We start from the raw sequence: 13,848 nt of genomic DNA, 5'->3' as shown, positions 1-13,848 counted from the left end.
GATTAAAAAATAGCTTACATCGCTAAAAGCTTTTTCTGCCTCTTTCACTTTTGAAATGCAGAGAAGCTTTTTTATTAAAAAACAATTGAGATCAAAAATTAAATAACCCCCATCTTTTGCATTAAGAAAGTAGCACTTTTATTTTTACAGATTCCATTGCGAAGTTTATAATCAAAATGTAAATCATTGTCTTTAATTTCAACTTCAAAACATTGATTGGTTAAAATTTCAGGATATTCATTTGTAGTCAGGCAAACTTCAATATCGTGTGTTGCAATGGCGCCAATTGCATTTTTAGCAATAACCTTTTTAACTACTTCGATTGTTCCGTTTCGTTTGTCATCAGAATTAGTTCCTCTTAAAATTTCATCCAGTAAAACAAAAGCCGGTTTTTCTTCAAGGGCATCCATAATTTGTTTTAAACGTTTGATCTCGGCAAAAAAGTAAGACTCACTATCCGCTAAAGAATCAGACAATCGCATTGAAACTAAAACCGGAAGTGGATGTATATTAGCCTCTGAAGCACAAACTACTGAACCAACACCACCTAAAACCATATTAATCCCAAGGCTTCTCAAAAAAGTACTTTTACCGGACATATTAGACCCCGTTAAAATCATAAACGACTGCGGGTAAAAATGAGTATCATTCCCTACCCTGCTTACCGGATTTAATAATGGATGGCTCAGATTTTTAAACCCTGTTTTATATTCTGAATTGATTTCCGGAAAAACAAAATCAGAATTATTATAAGCAAGATTTGCCAGACTGTTTAGCATTTCAAATTCACCAATCACATCAATCCATTTTTCAAGCTGGTCGGCATGCTGTTCTTTCCAATTTAAAAGTGCTTTTAAAACATGCAGATTAAATAAAAAGCTTCCATTAAATAGAACGGCTGTCACAAGATTGCTAACCGTATCCATTCGGGAAAACAACTCTGAAAGCTGTTTTAAATGCGAACTGGCTGATGTATTTTTAAAAACCAGCTGTTGCTGTAATTCAATTAATTTTTTAGATTCAAATTTTTCCAGTTCTATCTTTTTAACCAAAAGACTGTATTGCTTGATAATTTTATCAATATTATCGGCTTTGGCAATTTCAGACTGGATACGTTTTGATACACTTCCAAAAACAATCAGATTTCCAATAAAAGCATAAGTCAGATAGGATAAAAGTATTGTTTTTGAAGTAATAAAATACGCTGCCAGAAAGCCAAAAAACAAGGCTGGGAGAACAATCGAAATTATATTTAAAGCTTTAGATAAAGACTCTTTTTTAAATGATTTCCAATGCATTAATGATTCATACGATTCTTTACTGTCATGACTGACAACTGCCAAAGCCAGAAACTCCTGTCTCCAGTCAATTTTTGATGCAAGCTCTTTTACCGCTTCTTGATTTTCAAGAATACTTTCATTAGAATTTAATTTTAACAATTGATTTGCTAATGTTTTTTTTCCGGTAAAAGTTGCTGTTCTGTTTAAATTCTGAAATAAGGAATGGTCGCCGAAGATATCTAAATCATAAGTATAAGGATGATGAAAATCATTAAACTCAATACCGTTTTCAAAAGGAAGTTTTTCTCTTTTCAGAAAAGATATTTCATTTGCATTTATTTTTAAAAGAGCCGTTAAAAACTGTTTTTGAAAAGACAAACGCGAATGAATGCGCATTAAAAAAATAAAACCAATAAAAAATAATAAAGCACTAATTAAGTATAAAATTTTATCTGTTTTAATGTAATAAAACATCAGAAATAAAAAACTAAATATACTTAAAAGCCTTAAAAGACTTATGCTGTTAAATTTTTTATTGGTTTTATTTAATGACTCTGTATAATGTAAAACCTTTTCTTTATAATAGTTCATCTTTTTAATTTTGCTGAACCACAAATATAGGTTTTACCATTTCAAAATATACTTAAAGCCTGTTTAAATTGCAACAGAAATTAGTTGTCATGCATCACTAAAACCGGTATAGAAACCTCTTTTGTTATTTTTTTACTAAAACTGGAAGTCAAAAGACTTTCAAAAAAAGATCTTTTATGTGTAATGGTGGTTAGAACATCAATATCTTTATAGAGTATAAAATCAAGAATTGTTTCTTTTACTTCATCGCTTGGCAATACTAAAAATTCTACATTTTCACCGGCAAATTCAACTTCCCATTCCTTAATTGTTTCAGGAGCCACATCTGACACAGACGTTTTAACATATAAGCTTCGAACTTTGGCATCCATTTTCTTAGCTATTTTTAATACTTTTTTTAATTCTTTCTTATCTTTTTCGCGATAACGTGTCGTAAAACCAATAACTTTAATTTTTTTGAATTTTGCATCTATCGGCACGCATAAAACAGGAACATCCACTCCTGATATTACTGAACTGGTATTAGATCCCGTAAAAAAAGTTGTCCAGTCAGAAATTCCGTTGGTACCCATAATAACAAAATCTGCTTTATCTTCTTCTACAGCATTTTTTAAATTATAAAGCAAATCACCATCCATTAAACGATGTTTGATAACAATTTCTTCTAAATTTCTTTCGATCGCAATAGTTTTCAGTTTTGGAATTTCATCCTTAAAATTCTCAAAATTAGCTAATTCTATAGAGTTATAAATTGCTGCATAATTTTCCGGAAAGAACTGACTATCATATACAGGAATTTCAAAAGTATGCAGTAAAATGAGTTCGGCGTTAACTACTTTGGCAAATTCTAAGGCATGAACAAAAGCGTTTGTAGCTGCTTCAGAAAAATCGGTTGGAAATAATATCGTTTTCATCTTTTGATCTGATTAATAAGTTAATACTCAAATTTAACCATTCTAAAAACAAATCAACCTGATAATTATCAGTTATTTAACAGTTAATATTTTCTTAAACTACGTGTTTTACAGTTCTTGAATTACTGCTTTTGAAGAAATATTTTGTTCGTAAATTCATTCTCATTTTTCACATCTTTAACCAATTTTCTAATACAAAACTAAATCACTATGAACTTAAGTCCATAGTGATTTAGTTTGGCATACAGAAAGTCTTCAAAGTCGAAACCTTTAATTTTAACGGCAAATTGTACAAATTAATTTGCGTCAATTTGTACAATTTGCCGTTAAGAAACTTTTTTTAGAAGCCGAAAGGAAAATATAAATTTTAAATCATTTAAAACTGTTTTCAGTTTTTATATAAACAGACAAATACGGCTCTTTTCAGAATACCGTATTTATCCAACTAATTCAACCTTTATAAACTTGCTTTTACTTCACCGCAAGTCAACATATTTTTTGGATAGTAGGGATTTTTAATTTCCTTACTATCACTTGTCCAGACCGCCCCGGTCATTGGGCATACCTGAAGATATAATGTGGCATCTTCTGCTTTAAACTTTGGAGCTAAATCCCAAAATTTAACTGAAAGAGATTCTACAATTTTTCGCTGTTTATTAATATTCTTAGTTGCAGCTACCTGAGTGGCAAGATCAATAATTTCTCCTCTTTTTGTAGTCGCCGCATTCATTTGTTCAATATTTAACTTTTTAAACCTGAAGTTATTTAATGAATTCTTTAATGCAGCTGCATTTTTAACAACAGCAAGACTATCTGAAACTACAAGACTGTTTTTTAAATCCAGATAATTTTTTGTGATTTCCTTTTTTAAAGCTTCCCGTTTTTCTACCAATTCCGGAGCCACTTCCTCTTTTGATGTCAACTGAGCCTGAGCCAGACTGCTTAAGAAGATTAGTGCTATAACTAATACTTTTTTCATATATCTGTTTTATTTAGTTTTGAAGTGATTTTGTCTATTTCTATCAAAATACTTTCAAAATGTTCTTTGTTTAATCCTGTTGATGCATTCATTAATTTTGTAACATCTGTTCTTAATTTTAAAAGATGCTGTTTAGTATATAATCTTACATCACTACGTTGGGCTGTATTTAAAGCTCTGGCACCTTCTGCTTCTTTAGGTAATAACAACAAGTAAAGCTTATCAATATAGCTGCGTTGCAAAGCTCGTCTGTAAAAATCCTGTTTTGCGTCACCAGTAAATTTTACCCATACGGTTTGCTGTACGTCATTTAAAAACTCAGGTACTGTATAAGCACCTTCAAACTGCATTGCTTTAAGGCTGATATTATAAAGAATACCTGAACTCAACAATATGTTTAATACCTGATTTTGCTGGTCTGAAATCTGATCTTCTGTTTTTAAAGCAATAAGCTCATCAATTTTTTGTGGATACATCCAGAGAGGAGCTACAAACAATTGTCTTCCCACATAATCGATGGCTGCTTTTACTTTTGCTTTAGGTACAGGCTGTTTTACGATACCTTTTTCTTCAACAGTTCTTTTTGTTACGTAGTTATTGCCTATATATTTCAGCACATGATACAAATACCTTGAATATTGTCCTACAACCGCTTTGTGCATATCTTCTAAATTGTTATATGCATCGTTTGGCTCGTACGTCCATTCTACAAGATTTGGTACAACACGTTTTAAGTTTTTTATTCCGTAATCACTTGCTAGTACTGCGTCATCACCAAGGTCTTCTGACTGGCTTCGTGGATCTTCGTCTTTTCCTTCGCCTCCAAACCACAATTTAGGATTAAGGGTAAGGCTGTCTGTCGTCATTTTGGTGAGAATTTTTTCTTCTTCAAATTCATCTTTAGTGTTTGGAAGATAGCTATAACCCCATTTAACAGCCCATTTATCGTACATTCCAATACGTGGATAGATTCCCGCAGGACCAATATTGTCTTCCGGCTGTGCTACATAATTAAAACGAGCATAATCCATAATAGAAACCGTATGACCATTTGCTTCAACCCAATTTTTATCACGAAGTTTTTCTACCGGAGTAGCGCTGCTCGCCCCCATGTTATGACGCAAACCAATGGTATGCCCTATTTCATGAGAAGAAACAAAACGAATTAACTGTCCCATTAACTCATCATCTAAGTGCATTTTTCTGGCTTTTGGATCTAAAGGTCCTACCTGAATCATATACCATCTTTGAACTAATTTCATCACATTATGATACCAGCCCACGTGGCTCTCGATTATTTCCCCACTTCTTGGATCACTAATTCTCGGACCGTAAGCATTTGGCGTTTCAGATGCAAGATATCTTACTACTGAATATCTTGCATCTTCTAAACTCATCGTAGGATCATTTTCAGGCCACTCCTTACCAACAATAGCATTTTTAAAACCGGCAGCTTCAAAAGCTTTCTGCCAGTCGTTGATTCCTGCAATTAAGTAAGGTCTCCATTTTTTTGGTGTTGCCGGATCAATATAATAAACGATTTGTTTTTTTGGCTCAACCAATTCTCCTTTAAGGTATTTTTTGATGTCTTTGTCTTTTGGTTCCAGGCGATAACGCTGAATAATGTATTTTGTTTGGGCACGCTGCTGTTCATCATCAAACAAAACATATTTATTGGCAAAAAAACCTACTCTCTCATCCGCAAAACGTTTTCGCATTGGCGTTTTTGGAAGCAGTACAATCGAGGTATTAAATCTCAATGTTGCAGTTCCGCTACTTGCTGTACTGTTGGTGTACGTCTTCGTAGTTTTTACTTCAATGTTAATAGGATATGCATCTATCGATTCTATAAAAGATTTATCATCGGCAAGAGCAGTTAATTTTTTTTCTGTTTTTTCTTTGCTTTCCAAAGAGAACATTGCATTATCTTTTTTGAAAACATCAGTTACATCAATCACCACATTTCCTGTATCAGGATTGGTTGTTTTTATTGGAAAAGCAGCAACAATTGGATTTTCGTTACTTCCTGCCAATGCTTTTGCCAGCATCGAATCTGCGTTACGGACATCCTGCTTGTATTGCAATGATCTTAAAAAAACGGTATTGTTAGCTCCTTTTTCAAAGTAAATAGTCTGCTCATTGGCTTTCTCACCACCAAAACGTCCAAAACCTTCAGGAGTAGAAAGATATCGCGTTACAACTAGCATATAACGGTTAAACAAACTGTCCGGAATCTGAAAATAAAACTTAGTATCTACCTGATTAACAACAAAAAGACCAATTTTACTTTTAGCTTTATCGGTAATTACTTTGTTATAAGCCTGCATTCCTTTTGGCTGCGTACTGGTGCTATCTGCTTTTTTTTCTGCCGTATTTTGTGAAAAACCATGCTGCTGCGTGGCCAGCAACATGATTAGTATTATAGATAATTTCTTCATTTGAATTAAAATGGGACCTTTTCGTCTGTGTTCAAGGTAAGTTTAGGATTCTTTTGCAGCACAGATAAAGGAAATGGAACAATATATAACCTCGAATTAGGCTGTAACGTGTACGTTTGTTGCGGAACAGTTTTGTTTACAATTGGAAATACTCTGGTAATTGTTTTTGCATATTCCGTTTCCGTATTTAATCTTTTTAAATCAAAAAAACGGTTAAAACCTAAGAGTAATTCTCTTCTGCGTTCGTTTACAACAAGTTCCATTGTTTCCTTTCTTGTTTGCGGAACTTCTAAATTTACGGTACCAGATAAAATACGTTTAGCTCTTAATGTATTTAAAACCGTAATTGCTTCATTTAACTTATTATCCCTGGCATAACATTCTGCAAGCATTAAGTATACTTCTGTAGTTTTCATTCCAACTGTCGAATAGAAGAATCTTGTATGCTGTGTTGCCCAATAGGCAGTATTTGAATCCTTATCTAGATTTGTTGTACTTGTTGAATTGAAAAACAAATTAAAACGTGCATCATTTGTACCAAATAAAGTTCGCAACTCTGGACTGATGATATAACTTTGTGCAAAATTCATCTCGGTGTAGCCCGTCATATACTGGTAACTCAAGACTTCTATATTATTTGCTGCCGGAACCGCAAGCACAGTTGGTCCGCCTTGTGCACTATAAGCAACCATATCAAATATTTGATTGTTGTAGCTTAATGATTTTTCTGCTGCTGCCTGAGCATTGGCAATTTCACGTTTAAACAAATGAACTTTAGCTTTAAATGCATAAGCAAATGCTAATGACGGGTGGTAAACGTCAAGTGGTTTTTCCTTAAGATACGGTAATGCATCTTCTATGTCTTTTTGAATAAAATCATAAACCTGTGCAACGGTAGATTTTGAAGGCTGTGCTTCTAAATCAAATTTATCCATGATACAAATTCCTCCATCAGTAGCGGCAGTTTGTGGATCATAGCCTTTAGCATACGTATTTATCAGCAAAAAGTGATCGTAGGCTCTAAAAATTTTGGCTTCTGCTTTAGCTAATTGTTTTATGCTTTCATCTCCTTTGCTCTCATCAACTAATGAAATAATCGTATTCCATCTGTTGATATAGGTATAAGCCTGATTATAAAAACTTGAATTGTTTATTAAAGAAACCCTATCCGTAGTTTCATCAAAAGTAAAATTGATAATATCGATGTTTGGAGTTCTTCCTATCACGTTTGCTTCCCTCATCCATTGATCGTCTGATAAATACTGAAAGTTATTAATTGGATAACCCCGGTTTGGCAGCGATACCATTTCCAGAAATTGTTGGGGTGTTTCAATAACTAAAGCTCCTTTTGGTGTAATCTCTGTATAATCTTCGCATGATGATACTGTAAACATCATGAACGAAAGCAGTGTTATATATATCTGTTTCATTTTTTTAAAGGGTAAGGTTAAATCCAAGTAAATACGTTTTTGGCGATGGCAAATTACGTGTAGCTGAGTTCGCGCTGTAAACTTCCGGATCAATACGATTTCCAGCTGCACTCCAATACCAAATATTATTCATTTGAAAAGTAAATTTAGCCGATGCAATATTCATTCTGGCACCAAATGTTTTTGGCAGATTATAAGCCAGCGAAATGTTTCTAAGTTTGATATAATCTCCATCTACCACATTTGCCGTTGAATTTTTCCATTGACTGCTGATTGTTCCTGCGTAATTTCTAACACTTTCATCAAAATCTACATACAAACGGGTATTGCCATTTTGATTGTCAGCATTATAACGATCTGCAATACCTGAAAGATTTAGTGCATCAGAATCCATAGCCAAAACTTCTTTACGCATTACATTTCCGCCAGAGAAAACAAATAAGAAATTCAAATCGAATTGCTTATACGAAAATCGCTGTGATAATGAACCTGTGTAAGTTGGCATCAAAGTTCCCATATTTACTAATGCATCCGGATTAGTAACTGTTTTTATACTTGTAGAAATTGGATTTCCGTTAGCATCGAAAGTAATTGACGGATTTCCGTTCTCATCTAAAACATAAGGATATCCATTAGTTGTTCCTCCATATTGATAAGCATACAAACTATTGTATAATTCATTTTCTTCGAAAAAATCTCCCGGTGAAGAAACAAACACAGAAGCTGTCGACTGCGCTCTGGTAACTTTCTTTACAGTCGTTTTGTTATGCGCAAATATTACATTAGAAGCAACACGGAAATTACCATTATTGTACCATTCAGAACCAATACTAAATTCGACTCCTTTGTTTAATAAAGCTCCGGCATTAATTCTTCTTGTCAAAGCTCCAACTGTTGGATCTAAATCTGTCGTAGCCAATAAGTCTGTACTGTATTTACGATACAAATCAATACTACCATTTAACTTCGCTCTAAACAAACTGTAATCTACACCAACGTTAGTACTTTGTGTTTTCTCCCATCTTAACATCGGATTTGGCTGTCCTGTAATATTAATATATTGTAAAGATTGATATAAATTATCGTTTCTTCTTGTAGCAGTAATGTATGGAGTTGTACTTTGATCAATATTTCCGTTAACACCATAAGTTGTTCTTAATTTTAGCATGCTAACCCATTTTACTGGTTTCATAAATTCTTCATTGCTGACATTCCATCCTAAACCTGCAGACCATAACGGACGGTTTTTATACTTAGGATCTACTCCAAACAAATCGGCTCTGTCTATACGGTAACTTCCGGTTACGTTATATTTTGATAAATAGGTGTAACTCGCAGTACTAAAAAAGGAAAGATAACGGTGTAATATTTCTTTCTGCGTTCTTCCTAAAGCTGCAAGAGTTCGATTATTTCCGAATATATAACTTGCAACTCCCGTTTGGCTTAATGCCAGATTATTCAATACAGCAGAAGCAAGTGTTACAGGGTCATAACCATAACGCAGCTGTTCGATTGTTCTTGGAACAAAGGTTTCACGCATTTCAAAACCAGCCAAAGCATTAATAGAATGTTTGCCTTCTCCAAATTCTTCAGCAAAATCTAATTGATTTCTAAAAGAATAGTTGGTAGCCTGACTACTCGATTGTTTGTAACGTCCTCCTGTAGAAAAACCTTCTACTGGTGTGTAAACATTTGTAGCTGGATTATATCCTGTTAAACCATTAATGGCATAACGCATTTTATATGAATTAATATCATAATATTGCTCATTATCGTTTCTTCTTACCTCATATTGAAACTGCGCATTATAACTTAATCCTCTCCAAATTTTAGCTTTAATGTTAGCAAATGCTCTTAAGCTTAATGAATTTTGTTTTTCGATACCTTCCTGTAGCGAGTTTAAAACATTAAAAGTCATAGGTTTAAAACCGCTTAAACTGGCTAATTTTTCGGCTACAGCCGGATTAATAACACCGCTGGAAGTAAAACCATCTCTAATTCCTACAAATGGTGCCAGTACAAGATCTCCATTGTCATCGGTAATGCGCTCGTATCTTTTTTGAATGGTAAGGTAATCATTGTAATCCCCATCGGTTACGTCGTCATTACTGTATGTTCCATTTACTCCAAATGTTGCATTTAACCAATTATTGATTTGAAAACTGCTTTTTGCATAAAGATTAAATGCTCTGCTTTCGTTGTATTTTACACGGTTTTTTGACTCGTCATAGTTTAAAGATACATAAGTATTCTGTTTACTTGTACTACCGGAAAACGCAATATTGTAACGCTGTCTGAATTCATTCTGCCATACATTATCATGATAATCTTTTATGTAGTCGTTTTTTCTCCATTGCGCCATGGTGCTCTGATAATCAGTACTGCTGATTTTTCCTTCTTCCAGATTTCTGTTAAGCTGGTAAAGCGGACTGTAATATTTCATACTGCTGTTTCCGATGTCTCCATAATTGGCAAACATTGTAGAAGTGTTGGCAAATCTGGCTCTTTCTCTGTTATAAACAGCTTGTTCAAGATCTATGATATCGCTTGTAGAAGCATAATTCATATCTCTTAAATTTGGCTTTTCAGCCATAAAGAAATCTGCATTTATACTTACTTTTAATTTTCCATTTCCTTTTTTGGTAGTTAAAACAATAATACCATTTGCTGCTCTTGAACCATAAATAGAAGCTGCTGCGGCATCTTTAAGAACATCAACGCTTTCTATATCATAAGGGTTAATATCATTTAGAGTCAATTCTGTAGGTAAACCATCGATTACTATAAGCGGACTGTAACCTACTTCAACAGAAGAAAAAGTACCTATACCCCTTAAAATTGGTTTATCTGCCGCCGCTCCACTTGGATTTTTCTGAAACATCAAACCTGCAACACGACCTTCAAGTGCACTTGATAAATCAGCGTTGATGTTTTCATTTAATGTTTTTTCATCTACTTTGGTAATCGCACCAGTAAAGTTACTTCTGGCAATAGTTTGAAAACCTGTTACTACTACTTCTTTCATTGCGGCAACCTTATCTTCAACAATAACAGTCAATTGGGTACGTCCATCAACAGCAACAGATTTTTTCTCGATTGTTAATCCAGTAAATTCAACTATACCATTTGAGGGTACTTTATCAAAAGTAAAGCTTCCGTCAAAATCGGTTACACTAACTCTATTGGTGCCTGCAAGAGTAATCGATACACCTGGAAAAGGTTCACTTTTATTATTTACGACCTTTCCCCGGATATCGATTAATGCGTTTCCCAAACTTTCCGGTTTTTCTTTCTCCTTAGTCACTACAATAGTCTGGTTGGTAAGTGAGTATTTTAAATTTTGAGAACTGAAAATTTGATTCAATGTTTCTTTTAAACCGGAATTCTTTACATTAATTGTTACAGGGCTCGAATCCTTGAGCAGTTTCTGTGTGTAAAAAACTTCATAATTAGCTTGTTTTGCAACTTCTTTCAAAACCGTTTCAAATGATGCATTTTTAAAGTTAATACTGATCGTCTGCGCTTTACCGGTATAACCGGCCAATAGCATAAACAGTACGCTTAACATCCATAAACGAGCTGAAAAACCAAGATTGGGAATCTTTTTTTTGAGTTTTTTGTAAGGCTTTTTTGGTTGTAAATTAAATTTCATACATTTACATTTAGTTATAGTTAAACAATAGTGAACAACTTATACTGGCTATAAAATTTTTAACAACCAGAAGCATCGTAACTGCTTCTGGTTTTTGTTTATTATCTCAATATAAACGGGTAAATCTAAAATCAGGGATATACAATAATCGTTTTTCCTTCGACCTTAAATTTTATATTACTAAGCTCAAGTACTTTTAGCACCTCAGATAAATTTTTATTCATAAATGTACCTCCGTTAAACCTCACATCTGATACATCTCCACGGTATTCTACTTTTATTCCGTACCAGCGTTCTAATTGTTTCATTACCGATTTTAAGTCAGCATTATCAAATTTAAAACGGCCATTTTTCCAAGCAATTGCTGCTTCGGTATCTACTTTTCGAATACCAATCCTGTTAAAATCATCAGATACATTTGATTGTTGTCCCGGTTTTAAAATAGCTTTTTGACTTTTATAAGAAACCGCTACACTTCCTTCTAATAAAGTAGTTTTTATAATTGCTTCATTATTATAAGCATGTACATTAAAATGAGTTCCAAGGACTTCTATAGACTGATTACCTGATTTTACGATAAAAGGTTTGTTTTTATTTTTAGCCACTTCAAAATAAGCCTCTCCTTCTAACTCTACGATTCTTTGATCTCCATTAAACTGTGTTGGATATTTAATAGACGAAACTGTGTTTAAATATACTTTGGTTCCATCTGCCAAAACAATATTGTATTGCCCTCCTGTTGGTGTCGAAAGTGTATTAAATGAATTAGTACCAGCTTTTGAAACATCAGCATCCGGATTTATAACATAGGTGATAACTCCTTTTTCATCCATCTTAATAGTTACTTCTTCTTTTTCTCCTTCTTGAGCAATAGTATCTTTTGCGGAAATATCAGAAAGCACAATTTGCTTTCCGTTCGAAAGTGTCAGGATTCCCCTGTTTCCTCCTGGAGTAATTTCCTGTGGTTTTTCAACTACCTGAATAATCTGTTCTTTTGGTTTCGAAAAATAAAACATTCCTGTACCCAACAATAAAGCTATTGATGCAGCAACAGCATATTTGTAAAACTGATTTTTATTTTTTACAGGAATGATTTTTCTATCAACAACTTTCCATGCTTCATCAAGATTTATATTCCCGATCTCGCTTTGATAGTTATTCTTAACTTTAAAAAAATAATCTCTATTCTCTACAGATTCATTATACCATACATCAAAAATTGATTCTTCTTCCGGCGAAAGAGTATCGTTTATTTTTTTTATGATCAGTTTAAATTCCATTTTCAGAATCTCTTTAAATTAACAATTACATAATGTAATTTAAAACTAAGACAATCAAAACTAAATAATGGGTGACAAAAGTTTAAGAAAAAATGAAGAAAAAATTAAATAATCAAAAAAAACAAAGTAACTTTCTTACGAATGAATGGATAATAAAGCCAATAAAATAACCAATGCTTCACTGAGTTTTACTTTAGCCCTTTTAAGCTGAGTTTTGACGGTGTTTACAGAAATTCCCAATTCATCGGCAATTTCTTCATATTTATAATTTTCAATAAATTTAAGTTTAAAAACCTGCTGCATACTTTCAGGAAAAGTTTCAATAATCTTTAGAATATGATTGTAAAGAATTGTCTTTTCTTCTTCAGAAATCAAATCTAAATCTTCATCTAAAACCAGCATTGAATTTAAATCGATTATATTTAAATCATCTGTAATTTTAACCGATTTAAGATAATTCAAACATTTATTTCGCACCATGGCATATAGATAAGCCTTCAGGGAAGATTTTATTTCTATATTTTTTGCATTTTCCCATAACAAAATAAATACTTCCTGCACTACATCTTCACTGGTTTGCTGATCGAATAAAAAATTGTTCGCATAAAGAACCAGCCCTCTATAAAAATGGTTAAACACATTTTTATAAACGGATTTATTTTGATTTTGAAGTTCTTTAAAAACAATATCTATTTCCAAGGCAAGTAATAAAAAAGCAAATATGCTACAAAAAACAAATCTATGTATTTTTAAGTTTTCAACAAATCTCTATTGAATTTCTTTGAATAATCTCAAAAAAGGCAATTATATTTCACTTAAATTTTGAATATAAAAAAAATACCGCATCTAAATTATATAAAAAAAACAATATTAGTACTTATCTTACGATGCAAATTATATTCTTTAGTACTATTTATCTGTACAAGACATCGTACTTAACCCATATATACAACATTAACCGTTAAAGCTTATTAAAAAATATAATTTAATTAAAAATTTGCTAACCTTAATAATAATGTTTCTTCTCATAAAAATATATGAAAAAAAAAATCACCGAAATTAATTTTCAAAGTTGATTTTAATAAAAAAACAGATCTAAAAGTTTAAAATCGATCAAACATCATTTAATAATTTTAGAAATTAATGTTCATCTTTTGAAAACCAAAAGATCTCAGTTTAGAGCAATTATAAAACAGATATCCTTTAGAGATCCTTTCTTTGATTTGACCTTTTCCGTGTTTATACTTATGGCGTTTCCCTCTGGGCCGGGCTGTGCGCTGTATC

The 13,848-nt window shown here is 32.8% G+C and carries 8 protein-coding genes; all 8 read right to left on the bottom strand.

Translation table 11 applies throughout. The annotated features are described in order from the left end of the window. Positions 1-98 precede the first annotated feature (98 nt). A complete protein-coding gene (locus FLV_RS19185) occupies positions 99-1,871 on the bottom strand; it encodes a MutS-related protein (RefSeq protein ID WP_243236357.1) in 1,773 nt (590 codons plus the stop codon). An 80-nt stretch (positions 1,872-1,951) separates the two neighbouring features. Further along, positions 1,952-2,785 carry a universal stress protein gene (locus FLV_RS19180; RefSeq protein WP_243236356.1) on the bottom strand — a complete coding sequence of 278 codons (834 nt, stop codon included), beginning with the start codon at positions 2,783-2,785 and terminating at the stop codon, positions 1,952-1,954. A gap of 457 nt (positions 2,786-3,242) precedes the next feature. Further along, positions 3,243-3,764: a DUF3347 domain-containing protein gene (locus FLV_RS19175; RefSeq protein WP_243236355.1), complete on the bottom strand. Its 522-nt coding sequence runs from the start codon at positions 3,762-3,764 to the stop codon at positions 3,243-3,245. After that, positions 3,761-6,202, bottom strand: coding sequence for a zinc-dependent metalloprotease (locus FLV_RS19170; RefSeq protein WP_243236353.1), 2,442 nt, complete (start codon positions 6,200-6,202; stop codon positions 3,761-3,763). The genes FLV_RS19175 and FLV_RS19170 overlap by 4 nt, the downstream gene beginning before the upstream one ends. A gap of 5 nt (positions 6,203-6,207) precedes the next feature. Then, positions 6,208-7,632 (bottom strand): RagB/SusD family nutrient uptake outer membrane protein, encoded by a 1,425-nt coding sequence (locus tag FLV_RS19165; protein WP_243236352.1) that lies wholly within the window; start codon positions 7,630-7,632, stop codon positions 6,208-6,210. A gap of 4 nt (positions 7,633-7,636) precedes the next feature. After that, positions 7,637-11,284, bottom strand: coding sequence for a SusC/RagA family TonB-linked outer membrane protein (locus tag FLV_RS19160; RefSeq protein WP_243236350.1), 3,648 nt, complete (start codon positions 11,282-11,284; stop codon positions 7,637-7,639). Positions 11,285-11,415: 131 nt separating this feature from the next. Continuing rightward, positions 11,416-12,564, bottom strand: a complete 1,149-nt coding sequence (locus tag FLV_RS19155; RefSeq protein WP_243236349.1) for a FecR family protein — start codon at positions 12,562-12,564, stop codon at positions 11,416-11,418. Positions 12,565-12,699: 135 nt separating this feature from the next. Next, positions 12,700-13,263 (bottom strand): RNA polymerase sigma-70 factor, encoded by a 564-nt coding sequence (locus FLV_RS19150; RefSeq protein WP_243236347.1) that lies wholly within the window; start codon positions 13,261-13,263, stop codon positions 12,700-12,702. Between the last annotated feature and the right edge of the window lie 585 nt (positions 13,264-13,848).

It is taken from the genome of Flavobacterium pectinovorum, from assembly GCF_022802975.1.
Taxonomy (GTDB): domain Bacteria; phylum Bacteroidota; class Bacteroidia; order Flavobacteriales; family Flavobacteriaceae; genus Flavobacterium; species Flavobacterium pectinovorum_B.
This window is presented reverse-complemented; position numbering and strand designations above follow the sequence as displayed.

What these genes read in the sequence shown, in the direction of transcription:
- FLV_RS19185 (WP_243236357.1), bottom strand. Translation starts at nt 1,871, where the DNA reads ATGAACTATTATAAAGAAAAGGTTTTACATTATACAGAGTCATTAAAT.
- FLV_RS19180 (WP_243236356.1), bottom strand. Translation starts at nt 2,785, where the DNA reads ATGAAAACGATATTATTTCCAACCGATTTTTCTGAAGCAGCTACAAAC.
- FLV_RS19175 (WP_243236355.1), bottom strand. Translation starts at nt 3,764, where the DNA reads ATGAAAAAAGTATTAGTTATAGCACTAATCTTCTTAAGCAGTCTGGCT.
- FLV_RS19170 (WP_243236353.1), bottom strand. Translation starts at nt 6,202, where the DNA reads ATGAAGAAATTATCTATAATACTAATCATGTTGCTGGCCACGCAGCAG.
- FLV_RS19165 (WP_243236352.1), bottom strand. Translation starts at nt 7,632, where the DNA reads ATGAAACAGATATATATAACACTGCTTTCGTTCATGATGTTTACAGTA.
- FLV_RS19160 (WP_243236350.1), bottom strand. Translation starts at nt 11,284, where the DNA reads ATGAAATTTAATTTACAACCAAAAAAGCCTTACAAAAAACTCAAAAAA.
- FLV_RS19155 (WP_243236349.1), bottom strand. Translation starts at nt 12,564, where the DNA reads ATGGAATTTAAACTGATCATAAAAAAAATAAACGATACTCTTTCGCCG.